General features: G+C 57.2%; 16 protein-coding genes and 1 CRISPR repeat array. Of the genes, 4 read left to right on the forward strand and 12 right to left on the reverse strand.

The window, feature by feature from the left end; translation table 11 throughout:
- Positions 1-54 precede the first annotated feature (54 nt).
- Together E3E42_RS05700 and E3E42_RS05705 are read left to right on the forward strand one after the other, a co-directional pair.
- Complete coding sequence (locus E3E42_RS05700) at positions 55-501, forward strand: HAD family hydrolase (RefSeq protein ID WP_167903334.1); 447 nt, start codon at positions 55-57, stop codon at positions 499-501.
- 3 nt (positions 502-504) lie between these two features.
- Complete coding sequence (locus E3E42_RS05705) at positions 505-1,134, forward strand: YigZ family protein (protein WP_167903335.1); 630 nt, start codon at positions 505-507, stop codon at positions 1,132-1,134.
- 91 nt (positions 1,135-1,225) lie between these two features.
- On the opposite strand, the gene E3E42_RS05710 is transcribed toward E3E42_RS05705, so the two are convergent.
- The 12 genes from E3E42_RS05710 to cmr1 all read right to left on the reverse strand — a co-directional run bounded on the left by E3E42_RS05710 (position 1,226) and on the right by cmr1 (position 13,354).
- Positions 1,226-2,083, reverse strand: coding sequence for a hypothetical protein (locus tag E3E42_RS05710; protein WP_167903336.1), 858 nt, complete (start codon positions 2,081-2,083; stop codon positions 1,226-1,228).
- Between the two features lie 129 nt (positions 2,084-2,212).
- Complete coding sequence (locus E3E42_RS05715; RefSeq protein ID WP_167903337.1) at positions 2,213-2,470, reverse strand: hypothetical protein; 258 nt, start codon at positions 2,468-2,470, stop codon at positions 2,213-2,215.
- Positions 2,458-2,730 (reverse strand): hypothetical protein, encoded by a 273-nt coding sequence (locus E3E42_RS05720; RefSeq protein ID WP_167903338.1) that lies wholly within the window; start codon positions 2,728-2,730, stop codon positions 2,458-2,460. The genes E3E42_RS05715 and E3E42_RS05720 overlap by 13 nt, the downstream gene beginning before the upstream one ends.
- A 160-nt stretch (positions 2,731-2,890) precedes the next feature.
- A complete protein-coding gene (locus tag E3E42_RS05725) occupies positions 2,891-3,196 on the reverse strand; it encodes a CRISPR-associated endonuclease Cas1 (protein ID WP_370519612.1) in 306 nt (101 codons plus the stop codon).
- Between the two features lie 52 nt (positions 3,197-3,248).
- A CRISPR array of direct repeats spans positions 3,249-3,503; the repeat unit is 29 nt; unit sequence GTTTCCAAACATTATGTGGTTCTGAAACG.
- Between the two features lie 725 nt (positions 3,504-4,228).
- Positions 4,229-4,498, reverse strand: a complete 270-nt coding sequence (gene cas2 / locus E3E42_RS05730) for a CRISPR-associated endonuclease Cas2 (RefSeq protein WP_014789785.1) — start codon at positions 4,496-4,498, stop codon at positions 4,229-4,231.
- Positions 4,499-4,527: 29 nt separating this feature from the next.
- Positions 4,528-5,490 (reverse strand): type III-B CRISPR module RAMP protein Cmr6, encoded by a 963-nt coding sequence (gene cmr6, locus E3E42_RS05735; RefSeq protein WP_167903339.1) that lies wholly within the window; start codon positions 5,488-5,490, stop codon positions 4,528-4,530.
- Positions 5,490-5,930, reverse strand: a complete 441-nt coding sequence (cmr5, locus tag E3E42_RS05740; RefSeq protein ID WP_167903340.1) for a type III-B CRISPR module-associated protein Cmr5 — start codon at positions 5,928-5,930, stop codon at positions 5,490-5,492. The genes cmr6 and cmr5 overlap by 1 nt, the downstream gene beginning before the upstream one ends.
- 5 nt (positions 5,931-5,935) lie before the next feature.
- Positions 5,936-6,934 carry a type III-B CRISPR module RAMP protein Cmr4 gene (gene cmr4, locus E3E42_RS05745; RefSeq protein ID WP_167903341.1) on the reverse strand — a complete coding sequence of 333 codons (999 nt, stop codon included), beginning with the start codon at positions 6,932-6,934 and terminating at the stop codon, positions 5,936-5,938.
- Between the two features lie 6 nt (positions 6,935-6,940).
- The gene (gene csx1, locus E3E42_RS05750) at positions 6,941-8,371 is read right to left on the reverse strand and encodes a CRISPR-associated CARF protein Csx1 (RefSeq protein ID WP_167903342.1); all 1,431 of its coding nucleotides are present in this window, start codon (positions 8,369-8,371) and stop codon (positions 6,941-6,943) included.
- Positions 8,368-9,417 carry a type III-B CRISPR module-associated protein Cmr3 gene (gene cmr3, locus E3E42_RS05755; protein WP_167903343.1) on the reverse strand — a complete coding sequence of 350 codons (1,050 nt, stop codon included), beginning with the start codon at positions 9,415-9,417 and terminating at the stop codon, positions 8,368-8,370. The genes csx1 and cmr3 overlap by 4 nt, the downstream gene beginning before the upstream one ends.
- A complete protein-coding gene (cas10, locus tag E3E42_RS05760) occupies positions 9,414-12,275 on the reverse strand; it encodes a type III-B CRISPR-associated protein Cas10/Cmr2 (protein WP_167903344.1) in 2,862 nt (953 codons plus the stop codon). The genes cmr3 and cas10 overlap by 4 nt, the downstream gene beginning before the upstream one ends.
- Positions 12,272-13,354, reverse strand: a complete 1,083-nt coding sequence (gene cmr1, locus E3E42_RS05765; RefSeq protein ID WP_167903345.1) for a type III-B CRISPR module RAMP protein Cmr1 — start codon at positions 13,352-13,354, stop codon at positions 12,272-12,274. Before cmr1 ends, cas10 begins: the two co-directional genes overlap by 4 nt.
- Positions 13,355-14,335: 981 nt before the next feature.
- On the opposite strand from cmr1, the gene cas6 reads away from it, so the two are divergent.
- Both cas6 and E3E42_RS05775 read left to right on the forward strand, forming a co-directional pair.
- Positions 14,336-15,061, forward strand: coding sequence for a CRISPR-associated endoribonuclease Cas6 (gene cas6, locus E3E42_RS05770; RefSeq protein ID WP_167903346.1), 726 nt, complete (start codon positions 14,336-14,338; stop codon positions 15,059-15,061).
- 9 nt (positions 15,062-15,070) lie between these two features.
- Positions 15,071-16,285: a hypothetical protein gene (locus E3E42_RS05775; protein ID WP_167903347.1), complete on the forward strand. Its 1,215-nt coding sequence runs from the start codon at positions 15,071-15,073 to the stop codon at positions 16,283-16,285.
- Positions 16,286-16,289 lie beyond the last annotated feature (4 nt).

Below are 16,289 nucleotides of genomic sequence, written 5' to 3' on the forward strand. Positions count from 1 at the left end.
GTTCGACTCCAAGCCTTAAAAACCTTACACCCCAACCTGTGATGGTGAACGGGCATGGAGATTCCGAACTACGGGAACCTGGAGATAAATGCGGTACTTTTTGACCTGAACGGCACCCTGGCGGAAGGCGGAAGGATCGATGACGAAGTTAAACATCTCCTGGAGAGACTCGCGGATAAATACACGGTCGTCGTTCTGAGCGCGGACACCTTCGGGACGCTTGAGGAGGAGTTCAAAGGTCTTCCCCTGAGGATCGAGAGGGTCTCGAGCGGTGCTGAAAAGGCCGAAATCGCGAGGGGCTACGAACCCTACATAGCTGTAGGCAACGGAAACAACGATGTGGCCATGCTTGAGAGCGCGGAGCTGGCCTTCTGCGTTGTTGGGCCGGAGGGAGCGACAACCGACGCCCTCCTCGCGAGCGACGTGGTGGTGAGGGACGTTAAGGACGCCATAGGCATGCTCCTCGACGAGAGAAAGCTCATAGCAACGCTCAGAGGGTGAGTTATGGACTACAGAACGCTGAAGGGTATCGGAACAGCGGAGCTGGTGGTCAGGAAGTCGGTCTTCATAGGCTACGCATCACCCGCGGAGACGGAGGATGAAGCGAGGGAGTTCATCGCAAAAATCAAAGCCCACCACAGCGACGCCACCCACAACGTTTCCGCATACCTCATCAATGATGGAAAGAACTTTGCGGTTCGCTACGATGACGACGGCGAGCCGAAGGGTTCGGCTGGAAAGCCCGTGCTCAAGGTTATCCAGAACAAAGGGCTGAGCAACGTCGTCATCGTCGTCACCCGCTACTTCGGCGGGATAAAGCTCGGCTACGGCGGCCTCGTCAAGGCCTACAGTGACGCGGCGAGCTTGGCCATAGAGAACGCTGGAATCGTTGAGGTCTATGAGACGGAGCGCTTCCAGGTCACCTTTCCCTACGGCCTCTTCCACACCGTCAGGGAGACGATCGAAAAGGCGGGAGGAAGGGTCGTTGAGGAGGACTACGGCGAGCTGGTGACGTTCACCGTCGAAACGAGGAAGGGCGAGGCGGAGAAGCTGATGAAGCTTTTGAGGGAGCGGACGAGGGGGAGGGTTCGGCTGAGGAGGCTCTTCATGAGCTCCTTCGAGGGGAGCCTCTGAGCCGGTTCCACCCGGCACCGCACCAGGCCCGGCGAGTGCAAGCTCAACTGACTTCATCAAGCTTCCCGGCCCTTATGAGCCTCCCACCTCCTCACCACCGGTAAACGAGGTAAATCGGTTCAGGTTTGAGTTCCCTTCTCGCGAAGGCCCGGAGGAAATACCCGGCACCTCTTTTGAATTCCTCCATTTTAACGGCCCTGAAGAGCTCGCGGGGTCTCCTGATAAAGCCCGAGAGGAAGTAGTCCTTGATTATCTCAGCGAGCAGCCTTTCGGAGTTTCCGGCCAGTGAGAGGGCCTTCGTAAGCTCTCCCCGCAGGGCCAGCTCAACGCAGTCGTTCCAGTAAAGGGCCTCGCGGTTCATCTCGAGAAGCCGCTCAACCGCTTCCCCGCACGTTTTGATGTCCCTCCCGATTCCCCGGAGGAGTTTCACCATCGTGGGCCTCGTCAGCGCACGGCAGGAGATGAGCATTCCGCGTTTATCCTTCCTCAGCATCGCCGCCCTTAGGAGAACCAGCCTGCAGAGCTCGCGGTAATGGTTTTCCCAGGGAAGGGTGCAGAGCGGGAGGAACCTTAGAGGGTCTTCAGTTTTCTGAAACACCTCTCTCATTATCCTCATTGCCTCCTCCCCGGCCAGGTGGATACTTTCAAGGGTTCCTGTGAGGTCCCCCGTTTTTCGGAAGTAATCCCTCAGGGCATCGGGTTCAACGTCCCCGCAGGCCTCGAGGAGTCGGAAAGCCGTTCTATCTCCGTTAGAGGCTAGTTCCCTGGCCTGCCAGCGTATTAAATCCCTAACCCCCTCGGGACAGCCGTGACGCCTTATTAAGCTGATAAGCTCGCCGTAGAGCTCTCTCTTGATGAAGCGCTTGGCCACTTTACAGAGTATCTCATCTTCCTTCCTCTTTTCTATGCCACCCGAAGTATCCTCTATAATGGGGGGAACCTCCTCCATGCTACACAGTTGGATTGGAAATTCATAAACTTATCGCTGGAACTAAACTTTTTACTCGATGGAAAAATACCTCCCGAATTGGATTAAAAATGCTCGACCTGCTCTTCAAAGGACAGGTAAAGGAGAAAATCACCGGAGGAGCCTCGCGCGCTCCTCCTCCAGCTTCACGCGCTTGGCAAAAATCCTGAGGAACTCCACCAGCACCTTCGCGTTCTCCTTCGTGTAGGGTAGCCTCAGGGAGACGCCGGGGAGGTGGAAGTGGGCGTGGTCATCGTAGAGCGTCAGCTCAACCTCGACCGTGCTCTCCGAATTCCCGAAGAGGTCCAGAATTGCTTTCTCCTCCTCGATGGCCACTTTGAACTTCCGGTACGTCTTCACTCCCGGCACTCAACCACCTCCTCGCCGGGGTTCCTGAGGAGGGCCCTTATCTCCTCGGGCGTGAGGACGCGCTCAACGTACTTGGATATTATGTAGGTGAGGGCGAGAAGGTTGTCGCGGTTCAGCTTCGGCGACAGAAGGAGGGAGTAGTGGTTCGCGTCCCTTATTCTCACGGAGGCGCTACCGGCCTCAAAGGTCATCTCTATAACGGCCTCGCCGTCCATGTCCTCAACCTCGAAAACGTAGTGCCAGAAATCCCTACCCCTCAAAAAACCACCTCCAGAACCCTTTATTTGAGCCGGTCTCGCTGCCCTGCTAGAAGAGTCACTGTACGGGGCGAATCCTCAACGGAGGTTCTGAAACGCGGGTGATATGGTGAGTTCGGAGTTTATAAACTTTTCGGTCTATACCCCTGGACGATGGCCCGGGCTATGAAGAGCCTCTTTTCGGGATCGAGGTGGTGCTCTGCCTGGGCCAGGTGGAGCCTGCCCTCGGGGACGCGTCGTTTATCAGGGAGCCCCTGTAATCGCCCCGCGTGGAGTAGAAGTGAACTGGAATTCTCTTCTCGCTCAGCAGCTCAACGGCCCCGCTCGTCAGGGAAACCCTCGCGAGGCAGTGAACCTCGCTCACCTGGGCGAGGGGTATGGTTCTCTTCTCAAGCCTGCCGACGAAGACGAGGGAACCGGACTGCCTCTCAAGCCTCCCGTGGTCGGTTATGAAGAGAGGGTACTTCACAATGCTCCCTCCATTAGCTTGAAGAAGGGTGTACAGCCCGGGATAAAAACCTTGCGGCAAACATTATGTGGTTCTGAAACTCTATGAGAGAGTGGGTCTGGGAAGAAGCTGTTTACGACAGGGGTTTCCAAACATTATGTGGTTCTGAAACGATGAGATTCGAAGTTATAGAGAAGGATGAGTTTTCCATAGTAGTTTGTTTCCAAACATTATGTGGTTCTGAAACGGAAGTGTTCGAGAAGCGACTAGGAGCTACTCCTGGATCTTTATGAAGTTCCGTTTCCAAACATTATGTGGTTCTGAAACGGTTAACTTTTTTGCCCTTTTGGGCAAATAGGGTAGTGCCAAACCCCTATATAAATTTTGCGGTTACGTAAGGCCGCCAGCCAAAAGAGCACAGAAAGCTCCTTTCAAACTACCCAATATTGTAAAAACCGGGTTTAAGAAATAGAAGAACCCGAAAAACTTATTGGAGGGTGCACAACCGGGAAGACCATTGGCAGGGCAATCAAAACCGTCCGCTGAAAAAACAAGCACTTCTCGCTAGAAACCACTCCACCAGACTCCCACGAAAAGCCCCCAAAAGCTCAACTGAGACGGCAGAAGACCCTGTTCAAGCTCCGTCTGGAAAACGGTAGAAAATGCTCCTCCCAGCTAAAAGAGGATTTTTAGGGCTTTTCTAGGGTTCTGGTGGTGCTATAACGCTCTGTTTTCAAACGTGTGCATGGTCTTACTTCTATGTAATGTAAAAAGGCGAAAAGTTGTCTTAGAGCCTCTCTAGCTGAAAAAAGCGTTCAGGAGAGAAATCACTCCACCTATCTCCGAGGAGAATTTTCAAAACGCCTGGGTGAGCTTGAAGCTCGCTTGTTTTGTTAGTGCTTTCAAAGTTAAAGGGAAGATTTTAAGTCTTCTTTTGGATTTTGGGAGTTTTCTTCGCATCCATTAGCCCGAAACAAAAAAGTAAATCCCTGAATTCGGAAAAGAAGGAAGAAACCCAAAAGGCCCTGTGTAACAATACCCATAACTGTCCACTTAGATGACGTTGTCGAACTCGTCCGGCGGTCTGCCGAGGTGGAAGGTGACGAGGTTGGAGTCGCTCGGCAGGGAGTAGAAGAGGATCGAGTCCTCCTCCTCGTTTATCGCCCGCGAGAGCTTCCTCTTCAGCTCGGCGACCTCGTTCCCATCGAGCCAGCCCTCGAAGACGCTCCTCTGGCGCCACTGGAGGTAGGCCTTCAGTATTTTGTGCACCCTTACGACCCTCTTCTCGTTCACGTCGTAGACGACTATGTAGTAGCGCGCCATGGTCCCACCGGGAAAGAAAAGGGTTAGAATCACCCGAACCTCCCGTACCCGAGGCTCGTCTTGGCGCCGACGCCGTGCTCCCGCAGGGCCAGTTTGAGGAGTTTCAGCGCCTCCTCGCTGAGGTCCTTCTCGGCCTTGGAGCTCCTCCCGACGGCGAAGAGGAACCTTGCCCCCTTTCTTACGGTCAGGAAGAGCACAGGAACCGGGTCGTACCAGTCCCCGGGGGGTTGGCCCTTGCTGTAGTAGGGCCCGTAGTGGGGGTTCATTATGTCGAACTCGAGCCTGATGCTGTTGGGATTCTCTGGAAGGGCGTCGAAGAAGACGACATCGCCTTCCCTATCCGTCGTCCCGAACATCGCGACGAGCTTCCCCGCCACGTCCCGGAGGTTGATTTCGCCCCCCTGAGTGTCACCGGTGAATATCCTGAGGAACTCCCTGACGTGCCTCGATGTGCCCCTCACCTTTACACTCTCTGGGAACCTCTCCAGCTCGCCCCCGTTGAGCCATTCCTGAACCTTCCCCGCGCACTTGAAGAAGTCCCCGCAGTGTCCGGCAGAGACGAGAATCTCTGCCAGCATCTCGATGGCGTAGGCCTTGGTTACTCCCTTTAGAGCCGAGCCCGGGATGTAGGGAACCCCGTAGTTCCTGAGGAGGGTTATGCTGGTCTCATAGACGCTCTCGTTGCCAAGGCCGACGATGAGCCTCGACTTCGATGTCAGGTAGACCGTTCTGGCCCCCACGGTCTTCAGCATCTCCCTGTAGGTCCTGAAGTATGCCATGTAGGCCTCCCTGGCCTCTGGCCTTATCTCGGGCCGGAACCCCGCTTTCCTCAGCACCGCTACAGAGGTCTTTGGCGTGCCCTTTTCCTGGACGAAGGGGGCGAACTTGGAGAGCAGGAGGGAGAGGTTCTCCACGGCTCCAACGGGTCCGGGGAGGGCTCCGGCCGTGTCCTTAGGGAGGTAGTAGATTACCTCCGCCCCGTCGCGTTCCATCAGCCCTCACCGTTCTTGTCCTTTTTGAGCATCGCGTCCCCGAAGCGCTTCAGCCAGTTGAGGAGTGCCAGCGCCTCCTCGGTTATCGCTATGGCCGTCATCGAGTCCCCCTCCATGTATACCTTGAGGGGGTCTTTACCGCCCGTCATCTTCTCCGCGAGCCACCCGGTGATGTGGGAGTAGAGGAAGGCGTAGGCCCTCTTTTCCCCTTCCTCAAAGACTTCCGGGTTTATGGCGCTGTGTTCGAGCTCCCCTCCATTTCCCATCTTGGAGAGGTAGAAGGCCAGCGCCTGGCCGAGGCCGTTGGTCAGTATGAGCGCGGGGGCGCTCTTAACGTAGGAGACGTACCTCTTCTGAGTCTCCTCACCGCTTCTCCTTACCTCGGAGACGCAGTCGTAGGCGAACTTGGCCCGCTCCTGCTCGAGGCTCCTGAGGCCCATCACCCTCACCCCATCCTGACCTTCACGAAGCCCTTGCCGACCGTCTCGTCGCCGCCTATCTGGAGGAACCCGGTGCTGGAGACGAATTTCTTAAGCTCCTCCGCGATTTCATCGGCGCTCTTCAGCGAACCGCCCCTCGGCTCTGCAACCGCTATGACTGAGTAGAGGAGCGTGTCGCTCGGCAGGAACTCCTCGTACCAGAGGCCACCCTGCCTGACGGTTCCGGTCTCCGCGTCTATGGATATCCTGGCCACGATCTCGGTGGATAACCTGACGAAGGCAGAGAAGACGTCATCGGGCACTACGGCCAGCCTCTTTCCAACCTCTATTCCCTCCGGGAGCACGAGGCTGATGGCCTTTACTATCTTCGAGACAATTTCGTTGTCCTGTCTTGCGTCGAGGACCACCTCCTCGAGGACGACCTTTCCGCCGAGCGTCAGAACGCTGTCGCTGCTGACAACCGCTTTCTTCCCGTCCACCTGCGGGACGTCGAAGCTTGCACCTTTTCCGGCAAGCTCAAGGTCCCTCTTGAAGCGCTCCAGGACGAAGGGGCTGGTGACGTAGGCAAAGACCCCTTTAACACTCCTCACTGGGAAGAGGAGTATCCTTGCATCGCCAACGCTTATAGCCCCGGCGTGGTCGCTGGCGTTGTTGGTCGTCGGCCCGAATATGATTTCGGTCTTTGGGGGATCTCTCTTGCCCTCTTTTACATCTTTTGTGTATTTTGCAAGTTCTCTCTGTACTTCTTCGTCGGAGGGAGTTCTCCCATTCTTGGATAGCACTGCCTTGACATACTCTTCTGCATACTCTTCCCAGTTGCCTTTAAGTTCTTCATTTCTAAATGCGTGCCTGAGCACGCCCTTGAGGCTCTGGCCCCATATCACGGGGAATCCCGTGTGGCGCTCCCTCTGTATGGGGAGGTCTATTACGCTTACCTCCGATCCGCTGCCCGCGTGGACGGGCGAGACCGCGTATATCCCCAACAGCTTCTTCACGGAGTACATCGGCTTTCACCTCCAAGAAGGGTTAAACTGACCGCAGATGCCAGGAGAGGGGTTCCTCCTCATTTTAAGGGCCTCAACGGCGAGGGTTCTGGCAAGAGAGACGTCACTATACTTAAAGAGGAACTCGCCTCCAAACTTCCGGAACATGGTTAGGTTGAACTCAAAGCCAGCGTGGGCTATGAAGTTTCTGATGGTCTTCTCAGACACGCTTCCCCCGTGCCGGAGGGACTGGCTTGAGCCACCGGAGAACGAATCTGCCCGCATTGCCTTCATGAGCGGTTCCCACCCTTTTTCCTTAATGCTCCGCCCCCGCCTGCTGAGGACGTCCTTCATGGTGCAGAGCTGATCCTCAACCACTATCCCAATCCTTGGCATCGCGTAGAAAAGACGCCTTGTCAATGCAAGGAGTTCATCGAGGCTGACACCGTCCCTGTTCCTCTTGGGGTAGCCTCTGAATGTCGTGTTGAAGACCCTTAGCATATAGTACAGCTTGACTGCCGTCCTGAAGTCCCTGCTGAGGGCGAGCTTTCTCTCCACGTGGACCTTTCTGGCACCCATCGAATCCGGTCTCATTTCCACTTCGATTGAGTCGAGGAACCTCTCGAGCTCCCCATCAATGTAGCCCCTAACCTCCGCGATGTATGGGTAGAAAACCGCGAAGGCCAGCGGGAAGCCGTTGGTGACGGAGCTTATGAAGGCGCTCCACCCCGGTTTGCCACTTATCACGGAGTAGATGGGCTTCGGCCTCAGCTCCGTGCTCTCCACCGACCTTATGTTCAGGACGAGCGTTTCGGTGGCCTCCTCCCTCCAGGCTCTAGCCCCGGCTGGGTAGGGCTCCGAGTTGAGGACGTGGAGCCTGGCGGTATGGAGGTAAGCCAGGAGCCCGAGGAGATCCGTGAGGGCGCGGTAGGTCAGGACCGGCATGAAGTTTATCCCGTGGGTCAGGTCGAGGAAGACCTCTGCGTCGTCCTCAGGTAACCTCTCCGCGAGCTCCTTGAGGACCATCGAGTAGAAGTCGAGGAGGTCCCCCCTGACGCTGGCGTTGTCGAACTCCCCCAGGCCGGGAAGGACGACCACATCGACATAGTTTGAAAGATACTCATCGTTTAGAAGATCACTGTCCTCATCGAGGTTGGGCTTGACCCTGTTTTCGATGAACCACCTGACGCGCTCCTCCACGTCGTTCTTGACATCATTGTACGAGTTCAGCTCCCTGGCCGGCACCTCGTTCTTAAGGGTTAAGTTGGCGAGGGTATCAAGGGCGAGGATTATCACTTTGTCAGGATTCAGGGCCTTGATGAGGACGGGCAACGTGCTGACGTTCCTCATCTCGACGTTTTCACAATTTACCAAACCCAGTTCCTTACAATCGACTCTGTATGCTATCTCCCCCCACTGGAAGGGGTTGCCCCATGTGGCCACGAGAACGCGCTTCATCTCAGCACCCCCGCGATTACCAGGCCGTAGCCCAGCTCCTTCATTCCCCCCGCCTTCGAGAGGCGACCCATCGTCGTCCCCTCGCTCACCTTCACCCAGACGACGGTTCCGGCGGGATAGGCGTAAAGGGTCTGCTTGGGCTTGCCCAGCTGGACGTCCCAGCCCGTTACCCTGACCTTTCTCCCGGTGAAGAGCTTCACAACCTCCCCCTTCACGCCGAGCTCTTCGAGAACCCCGCGCAGGCCGTTTCTCGGCAGGAGGGGAGTGGCGAAGTAGAGCCTTAGAATAGCTCCGGCCTTTACCTCCAGCTCCCCGTTCTCCAGGGGGAATCCCTCGTCTATGAAGCGGTAGCGGGCGAACCTCGACTCGCCGCCGAGCTTGAGCAGGCCCTTCTCACCGAGGACTTCCATGACCTCCGCCTCTCCACTATCAAAGTAAACCCTTATCGCTGCCCCCTCCCTGAGCCTGAGGGTCCGCACGCGGTAGAGCAGGCCCTCCTCGACGGTCCTGGTTTCCCTCATGCCTATCCCGACGCGCTCCTCGTGAATGTAGACGGCTCCCTTCTCCAGGAACCTGACCTCCTCCGCCCCGTTGAGGTAGCCCCTGAGTTCCTCAGGTCTTACGAAGCCGTCACCGGCCTTGAAGTGCCTCGTGAGGTTTTCTCCGTCGCGGGCCACCACCGTCCTCCTCCCCAGAACCTCGTGGAGAGTTAGAACAACGGCCTTTCCCCGAGCTTCTCCGACCAGACCGGTATCCCTGGGGAGCGGGAAGAGTGCCTTGCCGTTGAGGGCAAAGAACGTGCCGAGGAGGGAAAATCCGGGAGCCCATTCGTCGAGCCTGCCGGCTCCGGCAAGTTTTCTCCTTTCCTCTAGCCTTAGCAGTTTCTCCCTGGTTCCCCCATCGGCCCTGTGGTAGATGAGGCCCATCAGGGCGCCGGCTATGGTGTGCGGAAGGGGCTCCTGGCTGAGCGCCACGTGGCTTTCACCGGCCGTGAAGTTCCTGCTCTCCCTGAAGAGGAGGACGTCGTTGGGAAGGATCTCAATCATTCTCTCACCCCCGCCTCGAGGAAGACCTTGAGGAGAACCGCCGCCCCGGCGACCTGCTTTTTCAGCACGAGGCCGGCTATGCTCCTCGCCATTTCCTCGGCCTCTTTGGCGGTAGTCCCCTCTTTCCCAAACTTGCACTTGATTTTCTTCACTAGGGAAGAGGACCACAGCTTTGGCTCCCCATGGTCGAAGAGAACTCCAACGCCCTTCAGGATATCCTCGAAGCTGTCCATGGGTTCATCTTTCTCGGGGTCGTCCACTATGACTTTCCTTATTGCCTCGTTTATCTCCCCGCCCTTCTCAGGGTTCACGCCGAGTTCCTCCAGCTCTTCAGCTGAAAGTACCACCCTAACGTTCCTCGCCAGCCACAGGAACTCGGCGAGTCTCTCCTGCAGTTCTTCCTTCTCATCGCGGCTATAGTGTGAGTGCCTCTCGAACTCGTACTTGACGAGGTTAAGGACGGCCAGGGGCTCGTTGGGCCAGGTGGCGGTGTCGAACTCGTAAACGAGCTTTCTGCTGAGCTTTCCGGAGCGGATCGCGTCGAGCAGATGGGGCAGGTTCCCATCTATCGCACCCCAGTTGACGGCAACGCGGTAGTAGGAACCGCTGTGCTTGAGGTAGCCTATGGCGAGGGCGTTCCTGCCGCTTTCCTTGGCCATGTGCTCCAGCTCGCCCACCCTCTTCACCGCCACATAGAGGGGCTCCTTGTAGTGGGTTATGAGAACGCCGGCACTCATGCTCCTCGTCCCGCCCTGGAGGTAGGTGAAGTCTTTCCAGTCCTCCCTGAAGGTTTCCCATATCTCCTTCGCCAGTGTGAAAACGCTGTGCGTCGGGGCGAGGGCCATGACGTCGTCTCCACCGGCGTAAAGAAGCTCTCCTTTTCTCTTCCCCACGATTTCAGGGACAAAGTGGACGGCGAAGTTGCTGAGGGAGCGGGTTATCGCCACGTGGACCATCGGCGTCGCCGGTCTGGGCACGTCGTTCTTCCTACCAGCCAGGGTGTACTCGCCCACGCTTTTGACCCCTTTGGAACCGCTTATCACCTTCCCCATGTTGTCGCCGTCCATCTTGAGGAGGGCGTAGTACTTCGGCGGCTCTCCTAGTTTCCCAACGACCTCGCTCAGGGAGTCCTTTATCCCCCCAGGACTGACCCCGGCCGGGAGGTGTTCCTCCTTCACGCCGTAGACCTTGGCGATTGATACCTTGCTCGACAGGTTCTCGGCGTAGAGAACCTCGCTGTTGGGGCCGAGGTGCTTGAAGAGGGGCATCAGCGCCGATGCCAGCTCCATGAGGTGCTTTTCAAATTCCACCCCAAAGGAGGGCTTTTCCCGCTTTCCACGCCACTCGTCCCTCGATCCTGTGTGGAGGACGAGGTACTCGAAAACGTCGTACCAAGTGACCGGACCGCTCTCGGTTTTGAGTTCGTTCCTTTCAAACAGTTCCCAGGCCTTTTCGGTGGGCCTTCTCATGGCAACTTCACTCACGGACGCAAAGCGCCTCAGCTCCACCTTTCCTGCCTCTTTGGCTATTGTCCTGCAATCCCTGCCGAGCACCCTGTAGTCCTCCTTCCACAGGGCGTAGAACCTCGGGTAGAACCTCTTTGAAAGACAGAGGGGGCAGAGGTGCTCCTTGTCCTTGATGTCGTAGATACCCCTATCCCTGAGCCTCTCCCTGAGGGAGTCCCACTTTTCTCTCAGGGTGGAAAAGTCCCCGCCACCGCCTATCGCGAGGTTCTCGCCGCAGAGGGTGCACTTGTGGCCGAGGGGCTGCTCCGGCGGGAAGTGCTCCGCGGACTTAAAGTCGGTCAGCTGGTCGAGGATAGAGAAGAGCTCGGGGTAGTGGTGAACCTCGCTCTCGAAGCCGTCCGGGAGGGATTCCAGGTACTTCCTGAGGTTCACCTCGATTACCTCAACTTCCGAGAGGGGAACCTCCTCGACGGTTATCGAGAAGTAGCCCCTGACGGTCTTCCCGTATATCTCCTCCTTCTCGAAACTGCCAGTTAACCCGTAGAACTCCCAAGCAGAGTTGAAAAGGCGCTCCATAAAGTCGCGTATTCCGTCTTCAATTTCCCCGGCCAGCTTTTCAACGTCCACGTCCCAGGGGACAATTGCAAGAACCTTGTTGGGCATGTTGGCCACGTCGAGGGAGTCCTTCTTTTTCAGCTCCCCGATCTCGTGCTCGAAGAAGGGCTGGCCCCTTAGATGGGGGAAGATCAATGCGTTGGGCCCCGCCGCGCGCCACAGCTTTGAAACGGCCAGGTAAGTGAGCAGGCTCAGCATATGACTGCCTGCCCAGAGGTCGCGCTCGCTCCTCGCGTTGCCTATGAAGCCCTGGACGGGGGAAAGCTTGAAGCGCACCAGCTTTGCCCCGCCCGCCCTGAGGACCGCGTAAACGTCGAGCCTGCTCAGCCAGTCGTGATCAGGGACGAGCGGGTCTGCTGGGAAGTGGAGGAGCTCCTCCGCAAGCAACGGTGCGTTCTCGATGCCAGCGCTCTCAAGCTCCTCCTCGTAAGCCTTTCTGAGCATCTCGGGGAGCCCATTCCACAGTTTGGCGAACTCCTCCATTGAGCCGGCTGATTCGAGTTCCTCTGCAACCTTCTTCTCGGCCTTCTCAAGTGCCCCGAGAAGGGTCTCCCTTCTGCCGCGAGAATTGAACCACAGGGAGGTGAGCTTTTCGAGCGGCTTCTCCTTCCCGCTTATCGGGTGCCTGAAGATGAACCTGTCCGGTTCTCCTTCGGCGGGGGAGCTTGAGAGGCGCTTCCAGAGGTCGGGGAGTTCGTTCTTCCCGTTAAGTGCCCCGAGGATCTTCGAGGGGGCAACCTCAAGGAACGCGTGAGCGTAGGTTTCCCAGAGTTTCATTGCAGAAACACCTCCGGAGAGCCGTAAACCACTACCTCCTGGCTGAGATGATCCACGTCCAGCCAATGGAGAACCTTCCAGTCGGCGTTTTTGTTTATCGTGTTCTCAAACCCCTTTAACTCCCTTTTCTCTGCGGTGTAATATGGCCCGGTACGGAGCTTCGTCAGAACCAGGGAGTAGGCACCCTTATAGGGCAACACCGTGACTATGAGGGGAGACGCTCTCCTGGCATTTTTGGCGGCTTTTCTAACGGGCCCAAGCTTGCCCTTCACGATGGGAAGGCCCAGCACAACCCTCTTTACCCTCAGAGAGGGAGAAGACCTGAAACGCGAGTATTTGCCTTGGAAGGATTTCAGGAGCCCCTTGGGGTCAGTTTCCCACCCCCACCGGGCGACGCAGGAAGATTCCTCTCCAAGAACCGGGTACTTAAATATCCCCTTAACCCTTGAGCTCACCCCGATTGAATCCCCAACGAGCTTCACGGCCCTGTTTATTGAGTCTCCAAGCTCTTTATCCGAGTTCGGTGACGTAACGAGACCCAGCTCGCCGAGATACCTTGTATCCCCCGCAAATTTCAGACTGCCAGCTCCCCTTCTCGCTCTGAAGCCAAAGCCCCCCAGCATGACCCCCGTCCAGAGGGAAGCCACGGCCGCCTTCAGGAGGTCCTCGCTGTACGATGACAGTGTTACCCTGAACTTCGAACCTGGGGGATAAAACTTGTTCATCATCTGCTTTCCAGCCGTCAGCTTTATGGAGAAGAACAGGTACTGGAGGTCCCAGATCCAGGAGTCCCTATCGAACCTCCTGCGGGTGAAGTATATGTCTCTTGGCTCTGAAAGGCTCTCCACTTCAACCGTCACCGCGCTCCTCCTCGTCTCTTCGCCGGCACAGCCAAAGACCCGGCACTCGGCCCGCTTGAGTCCCTTGATGTCGTTCCCGAAGTAGTTGCCGGCCAAAGCACGAAACCACCAGCGCATCACGCCCTTGACGCTGGCGGAGCGGAACTCGGCCTTTCTCTGATCCGCACCGCGCATGAAAACCGGCGTTATAGCTTCAAGCTCGAAGGTCGCTTCATACATCGAAACACCCCCGGGAGGAAGAGTAAGCCACATTGAGCATCAGGAAGCACCTGCGCGCTTTATTGTACCGGAAATAAAAAAGTTTTTCGGTTATGTTGGTGCGAAGAACCTAAGGGAGATCGTTCCCAGCTTCAAAATTGTGGAGCTATGAGTCCAATTCAGCGGAGTTGTAATCCGTGAGAGAGGTTTTTGGAAACATTGCCAGGGGAGGGGGAAGTGGCCCAAGGTTACTCGGCTCTGCCTTTTGGGGTGGCCGGAGCCCGGACTCGGCCCCGCCACCGCCAGAAGACGCCCTTTTGTTTCGAGGCCACGACGCACCTGGAAAGCTTCCAGAACACACCAAACCTACCGCGGGGGCGCTTGAGGCCCCATCTCCCGATACCCCGGATTTTAGCGTCCAAACATCATGTGGTTCTGAAACGAGGAGAACGCGCTCGTCGAGACGGTGAGGTGGCTCACCCTTGTCGAGTTTCCAAACATTATGTGGTTCTGAAACCTTCGAGGAGAGGAGAGAAATCGAGGAACACATCGTTGTCGTCAGGTTTCCAAACATTATGTGGTTCTGAAACGTTCCCGAGGAGCTTAGGGCCCTAGTTGAGGAGGCCAAAAGGACTTTCCAAACATCATGTGGTTCTGAAACGGTTAACTTTTTTGCCCCTCTGGGCAAGAGGAGTAACTCCAACTCCGATATAAACCTTACGCCCACTAAAAGCCTCGGAGGGAACCCCGGGGAAGGGGCCCCGAAAGACCCCTCCCAGACCACGCAGGGTTGTAAAAACCTCGCCCGGGGAATAGGAGAACCTGAAGAGGCCAGTGAAGAGAACACCGCCGGGGAAGACATTGAGGGAGCAATCAGGGACGCCCGTCGGAGAAACAAGAAACCAGAGGAGTATCCAGGGGCGGTACTCATCTTTACCCAGTTCTTCCCCGGGCCGAAAGGCTTTTTTATCCCTCCAGCTTTTAGTGAGAAGGTGTTTCAGAATGAGGATAAAGCTCGACCTGGAGCCCGAGGAAAGCTTCCCCTTCTACGCCGTTGGAAAACACACCATCCAGGCGATGATATACACCCACCTCAACGGGACGGATTACTCTGATCTTCACGACAGGAAGGGCTTCAAGTTCTTCACTTTCTCCGACATCTACCCTAGCGGCCCCTTCGAGCCGGGCAAGAGGAAAAGCCTGATAATCAGCTCCCCGGACGAGGGGTTAATCGAGACGCTCTACGAGAAGCTCCTCCCCGATGAGAAGCTCTACCTCGGGAGGCACGCGCTTAAAATAGTCTCGCTGAAGAGGTTCAGGCTAAAGCCGAGGAAGGCCTTCATAACCGGCTCCCCCGTCGTCCTCTCCGCCCCCGGAAACGGCCGCTTCTTCACCTTCCACCACCACAACAGCCTCGCCTACTTCGTCGGGAGGCTCACCGAGCTGGCCGTGAGGAAATACGAGGCCTTCACGGGCGAGGGCCTTGAGCTAGACGGCCCGCTCTTCACGAGGATGATCCCGAGGGTGAGGAGGAAGGGCTGGCTCGACATCTACGTCAGGGTTAATATCCGCGGGCGCTACTTCGACGTCCCGGGCACAACATGGGAGTACCTCGAGGCCCCGCTGAACGAGTCAAACAGGGACTTCTACGCCTTCACGATGGACGCCGGAATCGGGGAGCTGAACAGCCTGGGCTTCGGGTTTATTAACCCAATTAAAGGCTCGTGAGGGGTTGCCATGAAAAACTGGGAGGTCAGGCGGAAGGTTGGCTTCCTCGTTCTGGTCCTGACCAGCTGGGCCTTCCTGGCACAAACCGACATAGAGAACGCCACCTTTGCCACGACCGTCGCGTTCATACTCCTGCTCTTCGCCTGGACCGACTACTTCAGCTTCGTAATCTACATAGCCCCGGCCTTCGGCGCCATAGCCGGCCTCTTCGCCGGGAACTTCGATGGAATCTACTACGGCATTCCGACGGGCCTCGCCTTCGTCCTCTTCGCCCTCCTCATGAGCAGGAACCGCGAGAAGCTGGCAACGCTCGTCTTTCTCCTCTCCCTTCCCCTCGCCGTCGTGAACGCCTACCTCTATCCTGCATCGAGCGCAATAAACTGGACCTTCATCGGCCTGATGGTCGGCCTGATAGAGAACGCGGTCATAGAGGAGATGGCCGGGGGCGACGTCCTGATAATAGCCCTCTACTTCATGGCCCTCGGTCCCCTCGCCTTCATTCCCACAGCCCTCCAGACCTTCACCGGGCGGGCGCTCTTCGAGAAGGTCTTCGATGACGTCTCCGCATACCCCGTCGGCCCGGCGATGTTTGTCATAGCCCTTCCACTCTTCCTGGCTATCCCGGGGCTGGTGGAAAACCACTACCTCCCCGAGTGGCTCTTCTACGCCCACTTCCACGGCCTCCAGAGCCCGGGCTGGGCCTTCTTTGTGGGCCTCGGCGCGATGTTCCTCTCGGGGTACTTTGTCTCCCTGGTGAGCGATGACCCGATAGGGGCGATAATGGGGCTGACCGCCGGCCTGGTCGTTGGAATGGTAGTCCTCGTCGGCCTAGTTCTCCTCGGAATATACGTTGAGGGTCTGGGACACGAGGGTCTTTCAACCCTGCTGGCTCTCGGTGCCCTCGCGGCGAGTCTCTTCGTCTGGCTCTTCTCCGCGGTCTCCCTGGCTCCCCTCCACTACGAGGGGAAAAGCTCGATCCCGCCCCACCTCTGGTTCTGGGGGCTGAACGCGGTTGCCCTGCTCCTCTCCGTTCCCCTCCTCCCCAAACTCTGGCGCCCGGGGGAGGGGACCTTCATGACGGCCCTCATGGTTGCCCTGTTCTTCCTCGTGGCCCTTGGGGAGGAGAGGAAGGAGCTCGGCCCCCTCTGGACGGGCTTGCTGGCCCTAATGGCCCTGCTCGCGGGCCTTTGGACCGGTTTGGGCATTCAGTTCGCTCTGGGGTGATGGC

The sequence above is a fragment of the Thermococcus sp. JdF3 genome, assembly GCF_012027495.1.
Classification (GTDB): Archaea; Methanobacteriota_B; Thermococci; order Thermococcales; family Thermococcaceae; genus Thermococcus.

Excerpts from the sequence above, each read along its gene's own strand:
- cmr3 (WP_167903343.1), bottom strand. The coding sequence starts at position 9,417 with ATGATTGAGATCCTTCCCAACGACGTCCTCCTCTTCAGGGAGAGCAGG.
- cas6 (WP_167903346.1), top strand. The coding sequence starts at position 14,336 with ATGAGGATAAAGCTCGACCTGGAGCCCGAGGAAAGCTTCCCCTTCTAC.
- cas2 (WP_014789785.1), bottom strand. The coding sequence starts at position 4,498 with ATGGCGCGCTACTACATAGTCGTCTACGACGTGAACGAGAAGAGGGTC.
- cmr1 (WP_167903345.1), bottom strand. The coding sequence starts at position 13,354 with ATGTATGAAGCGACCTTCGAGCTTGAAGCTATAACGCCGGTTTTCATG.
- E3E42_RS05775 (WP_167903347.1), top strand. The coding sequence starts at position 15,071 with ATGAAAAACTGGGAGGTCAGGCGGAAGGTTGGCTTCCTCGTTCTGGTC.
- cmr5 (WP_167903340.1), bottom strand. The coding sequence starts at position 5,930 with ATGGGCCTCAGGAGCCTCGAGCAGGAGCGGGCCAAGTTCGCCTACGAC.
- E3E42_RS05710 (WP_167903336.1), bottom strand. The coding sequence starts at position 2,083 with ATGGAGGAGGTTCCCCCCATTATAGAGGATACTTCGGGTGGCATAGAA.
- E3E42_RS05705 (WP_167903335.1), top strand. The coding sequence starts at position 505 with ATGGACTACAGAACGCTGAAGGGTATCGGAACAGCGGAGCTGGTGGTC.
- cmr4 (WP_167903341.1), bottom strand. The coding sequence starts at position 6,934 with ATGTACTCCGTGAAGAAGCTGTTGGGGATATACGCGGTCTCGCCCGTC.
- cmr6 (WP_167903339.1), bottom strand. The coding sequence starts at position 5,490 with ATGGAACGCGACGGGGCGGAGGTAATCTACTACCTCCCTAAGGACACG.
- E3E42_RS05700 (WP_167903334.1), top strand. The coding sequence starts at position 55 with ATGGAGATTCCGAACTACGGGAACCTGGAGATAAATGCGGTACTTTTT.
- csx1 (WP_167903342.1), bottom strand. The coding sequence starts at position 8,371 with ATGAAGCGCGTTCTCGTGGCCACATGGGGCAACCCCTTCCAGTGGGGG.
- cas10 (WP_167903344.1), bottom strand. The coding sequence starts at position 12,275 with ATGAAACTCTGGGAAACCTACGCTCACGCGTTCCTTGAGGTTGCCCCC.